Origin of the sequence: Peribacillus asahii (assembly GCF_003570725.1) — a bacterium.
Classification (GTDB): Bacteria; Bacillota; Bacilli; order Bacillales; family DSM-1321; genus Peribacillus; species Peribacillus asahii.
Genome location: NZ_QWVS01000005.1, coordinates 15,811 through 35,242 on the forward strand (window position 1 = coordinate 15,811; position 19,432 = coordinate 35,242).

The window sequence follows — 19,432 nt, forward strand, 5'->3', positions numbered from 1 at the left end:
CTCCCTAAATTAATACGACCTTGGCAACCCTAGCACGTGCTCTGCAACATAAGAAAGTATTAAATTTGTTGAAATAGGAGCTACCTGATATAATCTAGTTTCTTTAAATTTGCGTTCTACATCATACTCTTCGGCAAATCCAAAACCACCATGTGTTTGCAGAGCAACGTTTGCGGCTTCCCATGAAGCGTCTGCGGCAAGAAGTTTTGACATATTAGCCTCCGCTGCACATTTTTCACCTGAATCAAATAGCTCTGCTGCTTTAAAGCGCATAAGATCTGCTGCTTCAATATTTACATGTGCTCGAGCAATTGGAAATTGTACCCCTTGGTTTTGCCCGATTTGTCGACTGAAAACGATTCGTTCATTTGCATAATTAGTGGCACGCTCGATGAACCAGCGACCATCACCAATACATTCTGCAGCAATTAATATACGTTCTGCATTCATACCATCTAAAATATACTTAAAGCCTTTCCCTTCTTCTCCGATAAGGTTTTCAACTGGAACTTCTAAATCTTCTATAAATAACTCAGTAGTAGCGTGGTTCATCATTGTACGAAGCGGACGAATGGTAAGGCCGTTTCCAACAGCTTCTTTAAGATCCACTAATAAAACCGATAAACCTTCTGTCTTCTTTTTTACTTGTTCAATTGGGGTTGTACGAACTAATAAAATCATCAAGTCAGAATGTTCCGCGCGTGAGATAAAGACTTTTTGTCCATTCACGATATATTTATCACCTTTACGTTCTGCAAATGTTTTTAATTTTGTTGTATCTGTCCCCGTATTTGGTTCTGTTACACCAAATGCTTGTAATCTAAGAGAGCCATCTGCAATTTTAGGTAAATATTTCGCTTTTTGTTCTGCGCTTCCGTGACGAAGCAATGTACCCATTGTATACATTTGAGCATGACAAGCTCCTGCATTGCCTCCTGAACGATTAATTTCTTCTAATATAATAGAAGCTTCTGTAATTCCAAGACCAGAACCGCCATACTCTTCCGGGATAAGAGCGGCTAAAAAGCCGTTTCTTGTAATCTCATTAACGAATTCTTCAGGATAAGCTAATTTAGCGTCTAACTCTCTCCAATAGGAATCTGGGAACTGGCTGCAAACATTGCGAACACTTTGTCTTAGTTCTTCATGAAATTGAACATTTTCTTTTACACTTGTACTAGTCATATGTAGTACCTCCTCAATAATCATGTATTTTTATTGATTAAACACCGGTTTACGTTTTTCAAAAAATGCTTGAACACCCTCTTTGAAATCCTTTGATTCAAAACACATGGCTTGTGCAAACCCTTCCAATTCTAGCGTTTCATCAAGATCCGCTAAAACACTCCGATTGACTAATTTCTTCATAAACCCTAGTGCCATATCTGGCCCTTCCGCAAGCTGTAAGGCTACACGATGCACTTCATCCATTAGTTGTTCATCCTCAACAACACGATTGATTATGCCAATATTTTGTGCCTGTTCAGCAGATACTTTTTCTCCTAAAAACATAAGCTCTAATGCACGATGACGCCCTATTAGTTTCGGTAAAAAATGAATGGCTCCAAGGTCAGGGATTAATCCTACCTTCGCAAAACTTTGGATAAAAGCAGCGGAACGGCTCGCTATAATCATGTCACAAGCTACCGCTAGACTGACTCCCGCTCCTGCGGCAACACCATTGATTGCTGCAATAACAGGCTTTTCTAAATTCACTATCGAATGAATCATTTCATGTCCAGCTTGCAGTCTCTTTCTACCTGAAACAGCATCTATTTCTTTTAATGCACTTAAATCCCCCCCTGCTGAGAATGCTTTCCCTTCACCCGTTAAAACGATGACCTTTACTTCATCATTCTGTTTAACAGAAGTGAAAACATCTTTGAGCTCTTGCCGCATCTCTAACACTAGTGCATTTCTAACTTCCGGGCGATTTAGCTTAACCGTACAAATTCCATTTTCAATTTTCACGTCAATATTTTCATAAATCATATTTTCACTTCCTGCCTTTATGATGTACAATCTACTAAATCATTTACCGACAAACTGTGGTGAACGCTTTTCTACAAAAGCACGGACTCCTTCCAATCGATCTTCCGTATTAATACAACGGTTATAATAGTCTATTTCTATTTTTCTTGCCTCTTCATTTGACATCCCGAATAGTTCATCTACAGCCGCTTTACAATTTTGAACGGCCAGTGGGGCATTACTAGAAATTTTTTCTGCTAATGCTAGCGCTTCTTCTCGTATATCGCTTGATTTTGTTAAAATATTAACAAGCCCCGCCTGATCGGCTTCTACACCAGAAACCAATTTCCCTGTACACACCCACTCTTTCGCACGATGAACTCCGATACGTTTAGACAGTAGCCTTGTACCGCCGCCGCCAGGCATAATTCCTCGTGTTACTTCAGGTAAACCAAAGCTTGCTGTTTCTGCAGCTACGATCATGTCGCAGTTTAAAATCATTTCAAATCCTCCTGCTAGTGCATATCCATCGACTACAGCTATTACGGGCTGTTTTAAATCTTGTATACTATTAAACATATTTTGAAATAGTTGATGCTGCGTACGCCATTCTGTTTCTGTCATATTATTTCGTTCTTTTAAATCAGCTCCAGAGCAAAAGGATTTTGGATTAGAAGAGGTAAGCAAAACGACTCTAACATCACTTTTGGCTATCGTTTGAAAAATTTCGAGAATTTGCTCGGCCATCTCTGAGTTAAATGCATTTCTTGCCTCTGGACGATTTAACACAATTTCCGCAATAGTGCCTGTTTCTCCAACTCTTTTCCATTCAACAAATGCCATAATTGTCTTTCCTCCTCATTCACATTAACACTCATAATGCTTTTTTAATTTTCAGATATTTCAATTTCCAACTGGCGTATGAGTACCAATTACTCCTTTGCTTCTAAAATCATCAATGTTAGCTCTAGAGTAATTTAATGCCGATAAAATTCCCTCGGTATGCTCTCCAAGAAGCGGTGCATGAGAATGAATTTTCCCTGGCGTATGTGAAAATTTAATAGGGAATCCAATTTGCTTAATCATTCCCGCTACAGGATGATTCATTTCAGTAAATAACTCTCTCTCAATAATTTGAGAATCTGAAAAGATTTCATCGATATTATAAACAGGTCCCACACATGTATCTTTTGTTTGTAATAAATCCAGCCATTCTTGCTGATTCCTTTGCTTAAACAATTCACTCATATCTTTCTTTAACTGTTCTTGAACGTCTTCAGGTCCTTCATGAAGTTCAATCCATTCTGGCTTTCCAACTAATTCACAAATTTCTTTCCAAAATTTCTTTTCCGATGCTCCGACTGAAAGATATTTCTGATCCTTCGTTTCGTAGACATTGTAAAAAGCAAAGTGGCCATCCAAACGAGTTTTCCCTCTTTCTGGAGTAGAACCTGAAGCAAAATAATCTGAGAGTGCCGCATATAACCATGTAACAGCGCCATCTAGCATCGATACATCAACATATTGACCCTTTCCGGTTTTTTCTTTATGAAAAAGTGCCATCATAATGCCGGATAGTGCCATTAATGCCCCTCCGCCTAAATCAGCAATTTGAACCCCTGGAACGACTGGTTTTCCATCCTTCTCACCAATCAAACCTAATATGCCGCTGTAACCGATATAATTGATATCATGTCCAGGTAAGCGGCGATAAGGACCAGTTTGTCCATAACCTGTTAACGAACAATACACAATTCCTTCATTAATCTTAGAAATTTCATCATAACCGATACCTAATCTATCCATGACTCCTGGTCGAAAGCTTTCTAAAATAACATCCGCGCTTTCAGCCATTTTCTTAAAAATCTCTTTGCCTTCTTCAGTCTTAAGGTTTAATTCAATACTTTTTTTATTTCGATTTACCGTTAAATGTCTGGCTCCAATTTCTTCAATGGCCGGCTTTCTCCAACGTATATAATCGCCTTGTCCTGGCTCTTCAATCTTAATGACTTCTGCTCCGTAGTCTGCCATAATTAATGAACAATAAGGCCCTGGAAGTAGCCTTGATAAATCTAATACTTTAACTCCGCTAAGTGCTCCCACATTATTACTCCTTTTTTTAAAAAGTATTTTTAGCCTTTTAATCTTATAAAAGGGAATTTAACAATTGAGATTTTTTATTGAGTTACTTTATAATAGTATTGGATACGCTTACAACAGTGATTAAAAACTCCTAATTCTTTTACTGATTTCATCAGCTACTTCTTTCATTAGCTTGCCTTTTACATGAAGATCTTCTTTTTCGAATTGAGAAGTAAAACCAATTAACTCTATGGACATTTCAACTTTATTTCTAGTATCAAAGATTGGAGCTGCTATGCCACACAACCCTTTTATATACTCTCCATAAGTAATCGCATACCCAGTTTTCTTTAAATTCTCAATATCTCTTTCGATTAGTTGTAAGTCCTCTTCTGAAAATGACTTTAAGCCTTGAGCTTGTTTTAAATAATATTCTCGTAATTCCTTATCCATATATGCTAGAAAGCACATTCCAAATGAACCGTCAGTAATTGAAAAATGTCTTCCTACTGATACACTTACTCCAAAATCACTAGCTTCTGATTTTGCTATAATGGCTAATTTATCTTCACCAATTTTATTAACTAGAATCGAAGTCATGCCGGTTTGTCTCGTTAAGTCTTCTAGATAAGGCATAATGACAGAGATATAATCTAAATGTTCCTTTGCTCTTTCCCCTAAAACAACAAGATATGGACCTAGCGTATATCTTTTTTTATCCTCTAAATATCGAACAATCGAAAGGCTCTCTAAACTTTGTAAAATCCTGTAACAAGTGGCTGGACTCAATGATAAGGCATTAGCAATTTCCGTTACAGTACTTTCACTAAAACGTTTACGACTGAGCAACTTTAGTATTCCAAAGGCATTTTCCAATGCTGGTACTGAATATTTCTTTTTTTCCTTAGTTTTAGCATTTTCCATTTATTTACACCTCTTGATTATTATTTTATATATAAAAACTTTTTTTGTCAACAAAAAACACTACTAATATTCAGCAGTGTTTTAAGAAGTAGATAAACTTGTTATAGTCCCATTCTCTTTGCAATAATCACTTTCATAATTTCATTTGTTCCTGCAAAAATCGGAAAAACGGCAATATCCCTATAACGGCGAGCCACTTTATATTCTTCCATATACCCATATCCCCCGTGCAGCTGCATACATTGAGAAGAAATTCTTCTTGCTATATCCGTAATCCACCATTTCGCCATAGAAACTTCTGTTACAATATCCTCACCGTTTTGGTGTCTGACAACCAACTGGTCAATAAATGTGCGCCCTACCTGAACTTCTGTTGCTATTTCAGCTAGAGTAAATTGGGTATTCTGAAACTTACTAATTGGCTTGCCGAAGGCCTCTCTTTCTTTCACATATTGGAGGGTTAACTCCAACATATCTTCAGCGGCCACCTGACCTCCAATTGCCGCTAAAATACGTTCCTGCTGCAATTTAGCCATTAAATATTTAAAACCTTGACCTTCCTCACCAAGCAAATTAGCAGCAGGGACTTTAACATCTTCGAAAATGAGTTCAGCCGTATCCTGGGAATGCATGCCGACTTTGTCTAATTTTCTTCCTCTTGAAAATCCTGGCGTGTCTCTTTCTACTAAAAATAAACTAACCCCTTTATGCGGAGGACTTGCTTGCGGATTCGTTTTACAGGCTACAATGATTAAATCAGAGAGAATCCCATTTGTAATAAACGTTTTCTGACCATTAATAATATAATTATCACCATCTTTAATAGCGGTTGTACGAATATTAGCTAAATCTGAACCTGCTCCTGGTTCTGTCATAGCAATAGCAGTTATGATTTCCCCACTTACACAGCCAGGGAGATACCTTTGTTTTTGTTCCTCTGTTCCAAAGGAATTTAAATAAGGGACCACGATATTGCTATGTGTTCCCATTCCAGAAAGCCCCGCCCCGACTCTACCTAATTCTTCAGATAGAATAATAGATAAACCAAAATCACCACCGACACCGCCGTAATCTTCACTTACTTCCGGACACAAAAATCCATTCTCACCCAGTTTTCTCCATAACGTTCGAGGGACTACTCTTTCTTTTTCCCATTGTTCAAAAAAAGGAACAGCTTCTTTTTCTAAAAACCTCCTTAAAGATTCTTGAAACATAATATGTTCTTCCGTGAAATAAGGACGATTTGTTTTTTGAATATCATATACAGCAGTATTTGACATTTGTTTCCCTCCGTTTTATAAATCATTTATTTTTGCGATCAATGAACAAGTCATAAAAAAGCCCCTTATAATGGGATGACAGGTGATTCCCTTATTTCCCCCCCACTAAAAAGGACCACTTATGATGGACAAGGATAGGTAAAAAATAACCTTAGATAAAATTGGCTTTCGTTGGTTTATTCAACTAGTTTCTTAATGAACCTTATTTTCTTGAGCATTTGAGCGCAAAACCGTTTTTAATACTTTGCCAGCTGCATTTCTTGGGAGGGAGTCTATAAATTCGATTATTCGTGGTTTCTTGTAGGAGGCGATATGCTGCTTACAAAATTCAATAACTTGTTCTTTCGTTAATTCCTTTCCAGGTTTTAATACAATACATGCTTTAACCGTTTCTCCCCATCTTGAATCTGGAATGCCGATTACAGCTGCTTCTAAAATGTCGGGATGACGATAAAGCACTTCTTCAAGTTCTTTAGGATAAATATTTTCGCCACCGCTAATAATCATGTCCTTTTTACGATCAACTACATAAATATAGCCATCTTCATCCATGCGAACTAAATCACCACTATGGAACCATCCCCCTTTAAAAGCTTCTTCCGTTGCTTCAATATTTTTATAGTATTCCTTCATCACAGTTGGCCCTTGATACACAATTTCTCCGACTTCTCCTACAGGTACATCATTCATCTCGTCATCTACAATCCGAATTCGAACATTAATAGATGGTTTTCCAACAGATGCTGTTTTATTATTGCGAAGAGAATCTTCACCATACAAATAGGTTGTAGATGGGCTCATTTCCGTTTGCCCAAAAGCTTCATATACGTTAGCGTTTTTAAATACTGTCATAATGCGTTTCTTTATTTCAACAGGACAAATAGCCCCTCCCAACGAGCAATTTTTCATTGAACTTAAGTCATAATCTAATAGATTAGGAACTTGGAACAAAAAGTTCCACATTGCTGGGACTAAAAACATCGAATTGATTTTTTCATTTTGAATGGTTTCAAGGACGTTTACGGGTTCGAATTCTCGATGAAGAACAATCGTACCTTCCGTTAGACAATTTTGTACTAAAAGAGATAACGCTGCTATATGGAAAAGAGGAGGAATCACTAAATGTTTTGTTCCTTTTGGTGAAGAATTATGATATAGCTTGTTCATACCATTAATATAAAGATTTTTATGTGTCAGCACTGCTCCTTTCGGCCTACCAGTCGTTCCAGATGTATAAATAATGATATGGGAATCTTCGTCATTTAATCTCTCTATATTTTGATAGCTTACAGGATTTTTAAAAATGGTTTCATATGAGATAGCATCGAAATCAAGTTCTTTCTCTACAGTATCTACTATTACAATCATTTGGAGTTGCGGAAGCTTATCTATTATTGAGCGGATAGTCTCAATAAATTCTGCTTCAATAAATAATATTTTCACATCCGAGTTATTTACAATATATTCAATTTCACTAGCAACTAAACGGAAATTAACCGGAACGAAGACACTTCCATTTAAACTCGTCCCAAAATATAATTCTACAAAAGGAATTCCGTTTTTAAATAGACAACCCACTTTGTCATTCCTGCCGATTCCTTGTTCTCGAAGCCATCCTGATAAATGAGAAGCACGTTTAAGTAGTTCTTGATAGGTTAATCGTTGATGCTCATATACAAAAGCGACTCTCTTAGGTACATTATGTGCAGCACATTTTAACGCCTCTCCAATAAGCAGCTGTTGAGATAAAGAAACTTTTAATTGATCCATCTAATTCCCCTTTCGACACTTATAAATGAAGAAAATGATTATTCAGTTTCAAATCTTATGAAAATAACACGGTTATAAGTTCCTCCTTCGTTTCTTGGAGGAGAAGAAACCATTCAACTTTTCTGAAAAGCGGACTTCATACGCCTTAAGCAAAAAATCATATGAATCAACACTATTCATTAATATAGTTAAATTTTCATATAGAAGAATTTCATTGATTCTATCCAGAACATTTTAAAGAAATAAAAAGGATTCTAAAACAATAGAACCCTCTTTATTTCTATTTGCCCTCCTATTACGTAACATACAAGAAGTTTCATTAATTATTACTTATTAAAATCTTTCAACGACTTCTTATTCTTTTAAAGGTGCCAGTTGCTTTCGCTAATAATCGACCATTAGAATCTTCGATTATTCCTTCAGCAGTCATAATGCTTTTTCCATGTTGAATAACATTAGCTCTTGCAATCATTGTTTCCCCATTTTCTACTGGAGCAAAATAATTAATAGTCACATTCACTGTCACAATAGGTTGTTTAATGACTGTACGAATAGTTGCTCCCATCACTGAATCGAGAATACTAAAATACACTCCTCCATGTACGCCTTGATTCACATTTAAATGGGCAGGAGTAACTTTAAGAGAATAAACAACAGAGCCTTCCTCGAATTCTTCTAATTTAATGCCTAAAAAATTGTTAAATGGGCTGTTTTCATAAATTTGTCTCATATCTTCCATTGATTCCACTAGCACAAAGCGTCACCTCTTCTTTAACTCAGGATTAAGTTTTTACTTATATTTTTCTAGTTTTTCTTTATACACATTTAGTACTTCTTCATACGAATGGCCGTCAGATTTATTCTTTTCTAACCAAGATTGATTAAATTCTTCCGTTACCTTTGTCCATTCCTCTTGTTCTTTCTCTGTTAATTCTGCTATCTTTCCGCCGTTTTTTACGAAATCCTCATTGAATTTATTCGTTTCTTTCTTATAAATTTCTCCTGCTGATTCCATAATTTCTTCTCCCGCTTGGATCATCGCTTTCTGTGTGTCCTCAGAAAGTCCTTGCCAAACCTTTTCATTAATTACTAAACCATGTATAACGGACCCCACATGTGGAAAAACTCCATAACTAAGAATTTCCTCTGCTCCGGAACTTTTTACAGCCATAGAGTAGTAATTAGCCGCTTGGATAACTCCTTTATCAAGAGCTTCATACGTTTCTCCATGAGAGATTGTAACAGGGACTGCTCCTATAGATTGATACATCTCACTTGTAATACCTCCTGCTGTTTTCACCTTCAAGCCTTTTAAGTCTTTTGGCACACGAATTTCCACTCCTGTTGTCCAAATTTCGTTCGGAGGAGATACATGAGTCAAAACAGGTCTTACTCCGTTAGTTAAGTAATCTTCTTCTAATAAAATAGAACTTTCTTGCACTAAGTCGCGATAAGCCAGTGTTCCTTGATTGGACGTCTCATTAAGATTTGGAAGGCCCGCCAGCATATGGGTATAAGGCATGTTATCTGGGAAATAGTTAGCTGGATAGATACTAATATCAGCCACACCATCCTTTGTTAACTTCAGGAGATCTTGAGCTTTCCCTAATTGTTCGCTAGGGAAATATTGAAATTCAACGTTTCCTTCAGTTAACTCTGTCACTCTTTCCATCCAAGGTTCTGTTACCGCTGTATAAATAGGAGATGTATCAGCAAAATAAGACGCTAATTTCAAAGTAACTTTTTTGTCTTCCTCTTTTTCTGAGTTGTTTGTAGTACTTGAACTACAGCCTGCTATTAGCAGAGAAAGAGTAGTCATAATCGATGTGAAAATTAAAAGTTTCTTTTTCTTCATTAAATTACCCCCAATTAAAGCGTTTATTTTAAGCCATTCACCGTAAATACTAAAACAAATTTGAATACGGTTACATTCCTAAGTTCTTAGCGATAATAATCTTCATAATTTCATTCGATCCAGCATAAATAGGGGCCACAGCTGCGTCACGGTATCTTCTAGCAATCTTATATTCCTCCATATAGCCATACCCGCCATGCAGCTGCATACATTCTGCGGAAATTCGTCTAGCCATGTCAGTAAGCCACCATTTTGCCATAGATACCTCCGTAACAATATCTTGACCAGCCATATGTTTGACAATTAAATCATCAACAAACGTACGACCTATTTGAACTAATGTAGCAATTTCCGCTAGTTTAAATTGTGTATTTTGAAATTTACTAATTGGTTTGCCAAAAGCTTGGCGTTCTTTTACATATTGTAACGTTATGTCTAACATGTCTTCTGCAGCAACGATTCCTCCTATTGCAGTGAGAAGGCGTTCTTGTTGCAATTTATCCATTAAATAAAGAAATCCTTTTCCCTCTTCTCCTAAAAGGTTAGAAGCTGGAACACGTACATCTTCAAAGATTAATTCAGCTGTATCTTGACTGTGCATGCCAACCTTATCTAGCTTTCTACCTCTCGAGAAACCTGCCATTCCTCTTTCTATCAATAACAGGCTTACTCCACGATGCGCAGGAGTTGCTTTTGGATCTGTTTTACAGGCTACTAATACGACATCAGAAAGGATTCCGTTTGTAATAAATGTTTTTTGACCATTGACAATATAATCAGAACCATCTTTAATAGCTGTCGTAGAAATATTTTGCAAATCTGATCCTGCTCCAGGTTCAGTCATAGCAATTGCGGAAATTAATTCGCCGCTAACGAATTTTGGTAAAAATCGCTTCTTTTGATCTTCTGTTCCAAAAGAAGATATATAGGGAGTGGCTACATTACTATGTAGGCTTATTCCGCTAAGTCCCGTACCTACTCTAGCTAATTCCTCTGATAAGATAGCAGCAAAGCCAAAATCTACTCCCATGCCTCCGTATTTCTCATCAACCGAAGGACAAAGAAATCCTTGTTTGCCTAGTTTCAGCCATAATTCACGAGGTATTAAACGTTCTTCTTCCCATTGTGTAAAATAAGGCTCCACTTCTTTTTCCACGAATTTTCTTAATGATTCGCGAAACATTAAATGTTCATTAGACGGATAGATACGACTTGCTTGCGCCTTATAGATAGTTTGATTACTCATCTTTTTTCCCTCGCTCTCCTTTTTATAGTATTGCTGCTATATAATCATGCAATTTCTATGCCGATAAAACCAACCTATAGTTTTCAAGGATTCTCCTATTTTAATGCTATAGGGAGGAAACACTATTGTGTTTTTAATTGTCTTGAAAATCGGACACTGTCTCTTTTTCGAGACAGTTTTAAGGTGCATCACCATTTCTTTTTCATCATAGAAGCGTATGTCCTTCCTTCAAAAACAGGCTAGTCAAATAGCAGAAAGAGGTTAACCTAGCCCATCGTTATGAAACGACCTTTTAGGTCAACCTCTTTCGTTCGTCATTATAAAAACAAAGCATTTCTACAAAATAACAGGACAGCAAAGATTTGTTGAATGTATTCCACACTTAACGGCAAGTTAAGACTCCAAACTTTATAAAGCCTCTCCTTTCCCCCCATCAATATTGACGGAGGTACCTGTGACGTACGATGCAGCATCAGATACTAAGAAACTAATCACATTAGCTGCCTCATCCGTTTCACCAATTCTTCCTAACGGGATTTTATGGGAAGTTAATTTCGAAAATTCCTCCCACGACAAATGACCATAATCTTTTTTCCACTTTCTTTCTATTTGCTCACTTCTAATTAATCCAATACAAACTGTGTTCACTCGTATATTATATTTAGCTAAATCTTTGCTCATTGCATTTGTTAAAGTCATTCCTGCTGCTCTGCTCACACTCGTTGGTAGTGATGAAGCAGGAGCCGTCTTAGCGATTGTTGCTGTGACATTTAAAATTGCTCCACCTCCTCTTTCCTTCATATACGGGATTGCAGCATTTGAACAAAAGATTGCGGCAAATAGCTTTAAATCTAGATCTGCTCGCCACATTTCTTCATTAACTAGTTCAAATGAATGTGCAGAGCTTTGACCAGCATTGTTAATTAATATATCAACCCCGCCAAAATGCTCTGCCGTCTCCCCAACAAACTCCTCACAATCTCTCTTTATAGACACATCTTTTGAAGCATAATATACATCTCTTCCAGTTGTCTCTTTAATGATTGCTGAGGCCTCTTGCAATTTCGTGATATCTCTTCCGCAAATAGCAACGTCCGCCCCTTCTTTTGCTAATAATAAGGCTGTTTCAAAGCCAATCCCCTTACTGCCGCCTGTTACTATGGCAACCTTATCTCTCAAGTTTAAGTCCATTGTAGTTATGCTCCTTCTTTATGAATAATTAAATAATCTTCCCTTGTTCCAAATTCGCAATTTCCTCTTTTGAATAGCCTAATTCTAGTAATACTTCGTGCGTATGCTCTCCTAGTAAAGGAGGATGTTTTTTTAATTGTGCAGGGGTTTCAGAAAATTTAATTGGAAATCCAGGAACTTTTAAATTTTTGACAACAGGATGTTCAATTTCAAGGACCATCTCTCTTGCGATTACATGTGGGTGAGTCATGATTTGATCGATAGTATGAATAGGTCCACATGGTACTCCGGCTTGTTCCATTCTTTCAAAAACCTCCGTGCTTTCCATTTTGGATAGACGTTCATTAATCATTTCAACAAGTAATTCGCGATTAGCTACTCGATCATCGTTTATTTTAAATCTGGAATCCTCTAATAAGTCATTCCATTCAAAGCCTTTACAGCACTTTTCCCACAATCTATCATTCGCTACCGCTAATATAATATCCATGTCCTTTGCTTGAAAAGCTTGATAAGGAACAATTGTCGGATGCCCTGATCCATATCGTTGTGCTACTTGTCCAGTAGCAAAAAAATTAGTAGCTAAATAGTTTAAAATAGCGACCTGACTATCTAGTAAACTAGTATCAATGAATTGTCCTCTCCCGCTTTTCTCTCTAGCAAATAGCGCAGTTACAATTCCAAATGCTGCAAACATACCTGTATTAATATCCACAGTGGAAGTTCCCGTTTTCACCGGCGGTCGTTCGGGATCTCCGGTTACACTCATTAAGCCGCTGAATCCTTGTAATAATAAATCATAACCTGGTCTGTTCTTTTCAGGTCCGGAACGCCCAAATCCAGAAATCGAACAGTAAATTAGTCGCGGATTTATTTCCTTTAATTGTTCATAGCCATATCCTAATTTCTCCATAGTTCCTGTTCTAAAGTTCTCGACCAGCACATCTGCTTCTTTTACTAATTTATATATAATCTCTTTACCTTCTGGAGATTTTAAATCAATCGTAATACTACGTTTATTTCGGTTGGATGAGAGATAGTAGCAACTTTCACCGTTCCATGTAGGCGGGGTAAATCTTCTTGTTTCATCACCTACAGATGGCTGTTCCACTTTAATAATATCTGCTCCCATATCACCTAACATCATCGTACTAAATGGACCTGCTAATGTTCTTGATAAATCTAATACTTTGATTCCCTCTAAAGCTTGCAATCTAGTTCACCTCAGACCGTAATAATTTTATTCTGTGTTAACAGACAGACTTTAACTATTTAAAGAAGGCGCTTTCAAACATTACTTTCCTATTTCTCTAATAGACAAAACCTTGTCGACATGTACGCCTAATCTACTTTTAAAGCAACTAACAAGGGGCTCCATCTTTTTATTCCCTAACTATGATTTGCCCTCCTCTCCTTTTTCTACAATTTAATTAACATTATTTAACATTATCAAACTTTTATAAATTTTTCCAATACAGAACATTCATAAGAGTGGAATAATTAATAACAATAATTATTGTTCGTACAGCTATAGGGATCATTTAAATACATATCTATAAGAAATCACGACCGTACCCATTCAACAAATAGCTTGAATATATGTTTTGGAGATTGATAAAATACTTGAATCCCTAAAAAAATTGTAGTAGTATACATTTTATACAAAAAATGGATATAAATATCCGTAATAGGTGATTAATTGAAAAAGGGGGTTTCATGATGGAGAATAAAAGAGTTTATTTTTTTGATACTACATTAAGAGATGGTGAACAAACACCTGGGGTGAATCTTAATCAAGAAGAAAAGGTGGAAATTGCACTACGATTAGAAAAGCTAGGAATTGATATTATCGAGGCGGGATTTGCTGCTGCATCACCTGGAGACGCACAAGCTATTAGAGCAGTCGCACAGGCTGTTTCTAAACCAATGGTAGTCAGCCTCGCTCGAACAAATAAAGAAGATATTGATGCAGTAATAAATGCTATTGGAGATATTGATAATACAGGTATTCATATTTTTATAGCTACTTCCCCGATTCATCGAGAACGTAAACTAGGATTGACAAAAGAACAAGTAGTAGCCAAAGCGGTGGAAAGTGTCTCTTATGCAGCCAAACATTTTAAACATATTGAATTCTCCTGTGAAGACTCTACACGTACCGAATTAGATTTTCTTTGTGAAGTAGCCGAAAAAGTAATTGAAGCAGGCGCAACTGTGTTGAATTTCCCTGACACAGTCGGTTACACAACTCCTGAAGAATATATCAAGCAATTTCAATATATTAAGGAAAATACAGCAGGCATTGAGAACATACGCTTAAGCTGTCATTGTCATGATGATCTTGGTTTAGCATTAAGTAATAGTATTGCGGCCATTAAAGCGGGGGTTACACAAGTTGAAGGCTGTATAAATGGGATTGGTGAACGAGCAGGAAATGTAGCTCTTGAAGAAGTAGCTGCTTTATTAGAAACTCGAAAAGATTATTATCATAAAGAAACAGGGATCAATTTGAAAGAAGTAGCTAGAACAAGTAAATTAGTAAGTAGACTTACAGGCATTGCTATTCCTCCTAACAAAGCGGTTATAGGCGGAAATGCGTTTGCTCATTCTTCCGGCATTCATCAGGATGGGGTTATTAAAGATAAATCTACCTACGAAATTATGAAGCCTGAAAGTATTGGTTTTCATGAGACTAAGCTAGTATTAGGCAAACTCTCCGGCAGAAATGCGCTTAAAAAGAGATATGAAGAGCTCGGTTATTTTGTTAACGATGAGCAGCTTAGAGAAGTTTTCAAAAAGTATAAAGATCTTGCCGATCGTAAAAAGGAAATTTTTGATGAGGATATTATCGCTTTGTTAGAAACACAGACAACAAAAGAAAAGCATTCTTTATATTCATTTAAAGACTTCAGTTTACAAATACTCACAGACAATCAATATCGAGCATTCGTTAATATCGTGCATAGCGATGGCTCTTTAATTGAAGGAGTTGGTGAAGGAAATGGTCCAATTGATGCCCTTTATAAAGGCATAGATGGTGCTCTTCAGTTAGAAGATACCGAATTAGTTGATTATAAAATCAACTCCATTTCACAAGGAAAAGATTCAATTGGAGAAGTATTTGTTAAAGTTAGAAAGAAAGGATCGTTATTCCAAGGCAGAGCTATTAATGTTGATATTATCGTTGCAAGCGCTAACGCTTATATCGATGCAATTAACAGATTAAAAACCCCGCATGAAAATTTATCCAAAATTTAAAACAGTCAACTACGTTTAATGAACTTCTATGTTGACTATTTATAAATATTGATACCACAAAAAAGATGGCTTCTATTTTGAAGTCATCTTTTTTGTGACCAATTGGCTATGTGTTAGTTAATTAACAGCGCCAACTCATTAAATAATTAACATTGTATCTTTCTTGTAGATATTAAAGTAGATAAGGCTTTTTCATACTCTTCTTCAAGGTCATTAACTACTTGAGAAATTGGTAGAACTTTATCAATTGTCCCTACACCTTGACCAGCAGACCAGATGTCCTTCCAGGCTTTTGCTTTTACTTCCTTATTCTCCATATGTGAAAAATCTATCGTTTCTTTTCTCTCAAGCTGTGTAGGATCGAGCCCAGCATTTTTAATACTCGGAATCAGGTAGTTAGCATGCACCCCGCTAAAAGCAGGCGTATAAAGGATATCGTCAACTGTTGAATCCGTTACCATCTTTTGATAGTCTTTACTCGCATTACTTTCAGTTGTGGCAATGAATCTAGTTCCCATATAAGCAAAATCTGCTCCTAATGCTTGGGCGGCCAATATATCTTGTCCATTTGTAATACAACCAGAAAGCAATGTGATTCCACTCCAAAACTTTTTGACGGCTCCCATAAATGCTATTGGATTGATTGTACCACCATGACCTCCTGCCCCATTACAAACTAACACTAAGCCATCAACACCAGTCTCTGCCGCTTTTTTTGCATGAGTAAGGGTCGCTACATCAGAAAATACAAGTCCACCATATTCATGGACAATGTCAACAACAGATGTAGGCTTACCTAATGAAGTAATAACAATAGGAGGTTGATATTTCTTAATTAGTTCCAAATCTGTTTCATATCGTTTATTGGTTTTATGGACAATAAGGTTGACAGCCCATGGAGCTATTTTCTGATCAGGATTTAACGCTTTTGCTTCTTCTAATTCTTCAGTAATTCGATTCATCCATTCTTCTAAAATTTCCCCTGTTCTTGCGTTTAATAATGGAAATGAACCAATTATGCCTGATTTACAAGCTTCAATCACTAATTCTGTACCAGATACAAGAAACATTGGTGCTGAAATAACCGGTAACCTTGTTTTTTCCAAGAGCATATTTAATTTAGTATTTGTCATGATTATTCCCCTCTCTTTAAAATATGAGAATAGTAAATCTAAAAGTATAAGGATTATTAACCACCATTCCATAATAATACCATTATTTTTAATATTTTGTAAATATATGTTAAACCATTCTCTCAAACTTAACTTTTCGATAATAGAAGTAAAACATGATCATAGCGCAAAAAATAAGAAAAGAAATACTTAAGAAAATATTTCTATAAACTAGTTCCAATAATAACCCTTTTTGAAAGGTTAACATTAGACCAGCAAGAGTTACGCCAAAGGCACCTCCAAAAAACTGTACTAACTGAGTCATTCCCGCACCTGCCCCAATTTCCACGATTGATAAAATCCTTGTTACTTCATTAGAAATACTTGAATTGATTGTAGAAAATCCAATACTAAATACTATATATATTGTAAGTAGTGATAATGGAGATACAGTAGAAAATAATCCTAGCATAATAGTTCCACTAAAAAGCAATAACTGACCTGTGATAATTAATGATACACTTCCAATGCGGTCAATTAATCTCCCTATAAACTGAGAAGCTATTGCCCCTAAAATCGCTCCAGGAAAAATAATCAACCCTACTTCTGCTGGTTCTTTTTTAAAAACAACAGTTAAAATAATAGGCAATAAAAATAGAGTTGAAAAGTTGGTTAGAAACGTAGTAAATCCAATGAAAAGTAATTTTAAAAATTGTCGATTTTTAAGGAGCTCCGGTTGAATAAAGGGTGCCTCCATTTTATGAAGATACTTCCACAATATGAAACTAAGAACTAACGTACTCATTAAAATGATATATGAAAAGGTAGAGAAGAATAATAAAAGCCCTGTTACACTTAATGCCGTAAGCACTGCACCAAGTAGATCAAAATGTCCCCTCTTGACCTTTTCTTTAGGCAACAACTTTCGAAAAAAAGGAATAAATAAAACAACTAAGCCGGTAATCCCAAAAAGATATTTCCATCCTAAGTATTGAGTAATGGCTCCTCCTACCACAGGACCTAAGCCGAATGCTAAGGAAACAGCAGAAGTAATAAATGACATTGCTTTTCCTCGTCTCGTTATCGGTACATAGCGCCTGATAAGCACTACCACCAGCCCTGGAACTGCCCCTGCTCCTGCAGCCTGTAAAATACGGGCTGCTAGTAATAGATAGAAATGCGAAGCAAAGAACCCTAGTATGGATGATACTCCCAATATCGCTATGCCAATTAATAATAATTTAGAGATGGGAATAAAATCAGACAATCTACTAAAAGCCAAAGTAGAGATGGCAAATGCGATAGAATAACTAGATACAAACCATGATGCCATCGAAGAATTGATAGAAAGCTCACTAAGTACGGTCGGCAACGCTACATTAAACATCGTTGTATTCATGACTACTAACCAACTAGTGAAACTCCAAATGATAAGGATTTTATTCTCTTGAATAGGTTTGGCACTTGCAAAGTCCGAAGTAGGGGTAGAAATGGACGACATTGTCTCTCACCTTAATTCTTATATTTTTTGAAAACCAAAATATTAAAAAGGCCTTGCTTTTAAACAAGACCCAAAATTAACTTCAAATTAATTTAACTTAACTATTAGATTGGTGTCTGGCATTCTTATTCTTTATTTATATTTTTCCAAGCTCTCTTTATACTGGTTTAGCACTTCCTCATACGGAAAATCTTTAGATCCCTGTTCTCTTAACCATTTTTCTGTGAATTCTTTAGTAACCTTTTCCCACTTTCCTTTTTCTTCATCGGTTAATTCTACGATAGTACCCGTTTTGCTGAACTCCTTATTGAAGGCCTCTGTATCTTGATCATACTTTTCTCCAGACTGTTCTACTAACTCTTGTCCTGCTTCCTTCATTGCCTTTTGTACATCTTCAGGAAGTCCATTCCAAACCTTTTCATTAACGACTAACCCATGAATAGCCGTCCCTATGTGTGGAAAAGTCGCATATTTAAGAAGATCTGCCGTTCCAGAAGCTTCCACACCAACACTAGAATAACCTGCTCCATCTATGACACCTTTTTCAAGAGCCTCATATGTCTCTGTATGAGAAACCGTTACAGGGACAGCACCCATATATTCGTACACTTCATTAGCGACGCCACCTAATGTTCTAGTTTTTACCCCTTTTAAATCTGCTGGTACTCTTACTTCTTTTTTTGTGGTCCAAATTTCATAAGTGGGTGATACATGTCCTAAAATAGGAACGAGCCCATTTTTTGAAAAATCTGTTTCTAATAGTTCCTTATTTTGCTGTAATAATTCGTTATAAGCTACTGTTCCTTGATGTGAAGTCATACTAAGGTTCGGCAGGCCTGCCAAGGCATTAGTTAAAGGCATGTTATCTGGAAAATAATTAGCTGGAAAAACACCAATATCCGTTACTCCATCTCTTGTTAACTTCAGCATATCTTGAGCCTTTCCTAGCTGTTCTCCAGGATATGCATCGAATTGCACCTTACCATCAGTGAGTTCTGTTACCCGCTTCATCCAAGGTTCCGTTACATATTTATATACTTGGGATGTAACTGGAACATACGTAGCTAACTTTAGTGTAATCGTTTCATTTTCTTTCGAATTATTAGAAGAACTTGTACTACATCCAGCGATTACTAGAGAAAGAATCGAAATTATAATTGTAAGACTAAACAAACGCTTGGCTTTCATAATATTTTCCTCCACCCAAAAGTTATAGTTTTTTTATAAACCCCATCAAATTAG

General features: G+C 36.4%; 16 protein-coding genes. 1 reads left to right on the top strand and 15 read right to left on the bottom strand.

The features are described from left to right. Positions 1 to 9: 9 nt before the first annotated feature. The 12 genes from D1953_RS03695 to D1953_RS03750 form a co-directional block, all read right to left on the bottom strand. On the bottom strand, positions 10 to 1,185 hold the full coding sequence (locus D1953_RS03695; protein ID WP_119115821.1) for an acyl-CoA dehydrogenase family protein: 1,176 nt from the start codon (positions 1,183 to 1,185) through the stop codon (positions 10 to 12). A 30-nt stretch (positions 1,186 to 1,215) separates the two neighbouring features. Beyond that, a complete protein-coding gene (locus D1953_RS03700) occupies positions 1,216 to 1,992 on the bottom strand; it encodes an enoyl-CoA hydratase/isomerase family protein (RefSeq protein ID WP_119115822.1) in 777 nt (258 codons plus the stop codon). 39 nt (positions 1,993 to 2,031) lie between these two features. Continuing rightward, positions 2,032 to 2,814 carry an enoyl-CoA hydratase/isomerase family protein gene (locus tag D1953_RS03705; protein ID WP_119115823.1) on the bottom strand — a complete coding sequence of 261 codons (783 nt, stop codon included), beginning with the start codon at positions 2,812 to 2,814 and terminating at the stop codon, positions 2,032 to 2,034. Positions 2,815 to 2,874: 60 nt separating this feature from the next. Continuing rightward, complete coding sequence (locus D1953_RS03710) at positions 2,875 to 4,074, bottom strand: CaiB/BaiF CoA transferase family protein (RefSeq protein WP_119115824.1); 1,200 nt, start codon at positions 4,072 to 4,074, stop codon at positions 2,875 to 2,877. A gap of 120 nt (positions 4,075 to 4,194) precedes the next feature. Then, positions 4,195 to 4,977, bottom strand: coding sequence for an IclR family transcriptional regulator (locus tag D1953_RS03715; RefSeq protein ID WP_119115825.1), 783 nt, complete (start codon positions 4,975 to 4,977; stop codon positions 4,195 to 4,197). A gap of 101 nt (positions 4,978 to 5,078) precedes the next feature. After that, positions 5,079 to 6,257: an acyl-CoA dehydrogenase family protein gene (locus tag D1953_RS03720; RefSeq protein WP_119115826.1), complete on the bottom strand. Its 1,179-nt coding sequence runs from the start codon at positions 6,255 to 6,257 to the stop codon at positions 5,079 to 5,081. A 192-nt stretch (positions 6,258 to 6,449) separates the two neighbouring features. Then, positions 6,450 to 8,027, bottom strand: a complete 1,578-nt coding sequence (locus D1953_RS03725; protein ID WP_119115827.1) for an acyl-CoA synthetase — start codon at positions 8,025 to 8,027, stop codon at positions 6,450 to 6,452. A gap of 343 nt (positions 8,028 to 8,370) precedes the next feature. Further along, complete coding sequence (locus tag D1953_RS03730) at positions 8,371 to 8,781, bottom strand: PaaI family thioesterase (RefSeq protein WP_245979893.1); 411 nt, start codon at positions 8,779 to 8,781, stop codon at positions 8,371 to 8,373. A 36-nt stretch (positions 8,782 to 8,817) separates the two neighbouring features. After that, the gene (gene dctP / locus D1953_RS03735; RefSeq protein ID WP_119115828.1) at positions 8,818 to 9,882 is read right to left on the bottom strand and encodes a TRAP transporter substrate-binding protein DctP; all 1,065 of its coding nucleotides are present in this window, start codon (positions 9,880 to 9,882) and stop codon (positions 8,818 to 8,820) included. 70 nt (positions 9,883 to 9,952) lie between these two features. After that, positions 9,953 to 11,128: an acyl-CoA dehydrogenase family protein gene (locus D1953_RS03740; RefSeq protein ID WP_119115829.1), complete on the bottom strand. Its 1,176-nt coding sequence runs from the start codon at positions 11,126 to 11,128 to the stop codon at positions 9,953 to 9,955. 408 nt (positions 11,129 to 11,536) lie between these two features. Continuing rightward, positions 11,537 to 12,319, bottom strand: coding sequence for an SDR family NAD(P)-dependent oxidoreductase (locus D1953_RS03745; RefSeq protein ID WP_119115830.1), 783 nt, complete (start codon positions 12,317 to 12,319; stop codon positions 11,537 to 11,539). A 28-nt stretch (positions 12,320 to 12,347) separates the two neighbouring features. Then, positions 12,348 to 13,532, bottom strand: a complete 1,185-nt coding sequence (locus tag D1953_RS03750) for a CaiB/BaiF CoA transferase family protein (RefSeq protein WP_119115831.1) — start codon at positions 13,530 to 13,532, stop codon at positions 12,348 to 12,350. 503 nt (positions 13,533 to 14,035) lie between these two features. On the opposite strand from D1953_RS03750, the gene D1953_RS03755 reads away from it, so the two are divergent. Further along, the gene (locus D1953_RS03755) at positions 14,036 to 15,577 is read left to right on the top strand and encodes a 2-isopropylmalate synthase (RefSeq protein ID WP_425454244.1); all 1,542 of its coding nucleotides are present in this window, start codon (positions 14,036 to 14,038) and stop codon (positions 15,575 to 15,577) included. Between the two features lie 146 nt (positions 15,578 to 15,723). On the opposite strand, the gene D1953_RS03760 is transcribed toward D1953_RS03755, so the two are convergent. The 3 genes from D1953_RS03760 to D1953_RS03770 all read right to left on the bottom strand — a co-directional run bounded on the left by D1953_RS03760 (position 15,724) and on the right by D1953_RS03770 (position 19,378). Further along, the gene (locus D1953_RS03760; RefSeq protein ID WP_119115833.1) at positions 15,724 to 16,710 is read right to left on the bottom strand and encodes an NAD(P)H-dependent flavin oxidoreductase; all 987 of its coding nucleotides are present in this window, start codon (positions 16,708 to 16,710) and stop codon (positions 15,724 to 15,726) included. A 109-nt stretch (positions 16,711 to 16,819) separates the two neighbouring features. Continuing rightward, complete coding sequence (locus D1953_RS03765) at positions 16,820 to 18,190, bottom strand: MFS transporter (RefSeq protein WP_119115834.1); 1,371 nt, start codon at positions 18,188 to 18,190, stop codon at positions 16,820 to 16,822. Between the two features lie 132 nt (positions 18,191 to 18,322). Next, positions 18,323 to 19,378 (bottom strand): TRAP transporter substrate-binding protein, encoded by a 1,056-nt coding sequence (locus D1953_RS03770; RefSeq protein WP_119115835.1) that lies wholly within the window; start codon positions 19,376 to 19,378, stop codon positions 18,323 to 18,325. Between the last annotated feature and the right edge of the window lie 54 nt (positions 19,379 to 19,432).

Coding starts and splice junctions, on each gene's coding strand:
- dctP (WP_119115828.1), bottom strand. CDS start 9,882: ATGAAGAAAAAGAAACTTTTAATTTTCACATCGATTATGACTACTCTT.
- D1953_RS03760 (WP_119115833.1), bottom strand. CDS start 16,710: ATGACAAATACTAAATTAAATATGCTCTTGGAAAAAACAAGGTTACCG.
- D1953_RS03705 (WP_119115823.1), bottom strand. CDS start 2,814: ATGGCATTTGTTGAATGGAAAAGAGTTGGAGAAACAGGCACTATTGCG.
- D1953_RS03740 (WP_119115829.1), bottom strand. CDS start 11,128: ATGAGTAATCAAACTATCTATAAGGCGCAAGCAAGTCGTATCTATCCG.
- D1953_RS03715 (WP_119115825.1), bottom strand. CDS start 4,977: ATGGAAAATGCTAAAACTAAGGAAAAAAAGAAATATTCAGTACCAGCA.
- D1953_RS03700 (WP_119115822.1), bottom strand. CDS start 1,992: ATGATTTATGAAAATATTGACGTGAAAATTGAAAATGGAATTTGTACG.
- D1953_RS03720 (WP_119115826.1), bottom strand. CDS start 6,257: ATGTCAAATACTGCTGTATATGATATTCAAAAAACAAATCGTCCTTAT.
- D1953_RS03770 (WP_119115835.1), bottom strand. CDS start 19,378: ATGAAAGCCAAGCGTTTGTTTAGTCTTACAATTATAATTTCGATTCTT.
- D1953_RS03695 (WP_119115821.1), bottom strand. CDS start 1,185: ATGACTAGTACAAGTGTAAAAGAAAATGTTCAATTTCATGAAGAACTA.
- D1953_RS03745 (WP_119115830.1), bottom strand. CDS start 12,319: ATGGACTTAAACTTGAGAGATAAGGTTGCCATAGTAACAGGCGGCAGT.
- D1953_RS03755 (WP_425454244.1), top strand. CDS start 14,036: ATGATGGAGAATAAAAGAGTTTATTTTTTTGATACTACATTAAGAGAT.
- D1953_RS03725 (WP_119115827.1), bottom strand. CDS start 8,027: ATGGATCAATTAAAAGTTTCTTTATCTCAACAGCTGCTTATTGGAGAG.
- D1953_RS03765 (WP_119115834.1), bottom strand. CDS start 18,190: ATGTCGTCCATTTCTACCCCTACTTCGGACTTTGCAAGTGCCAAACCT.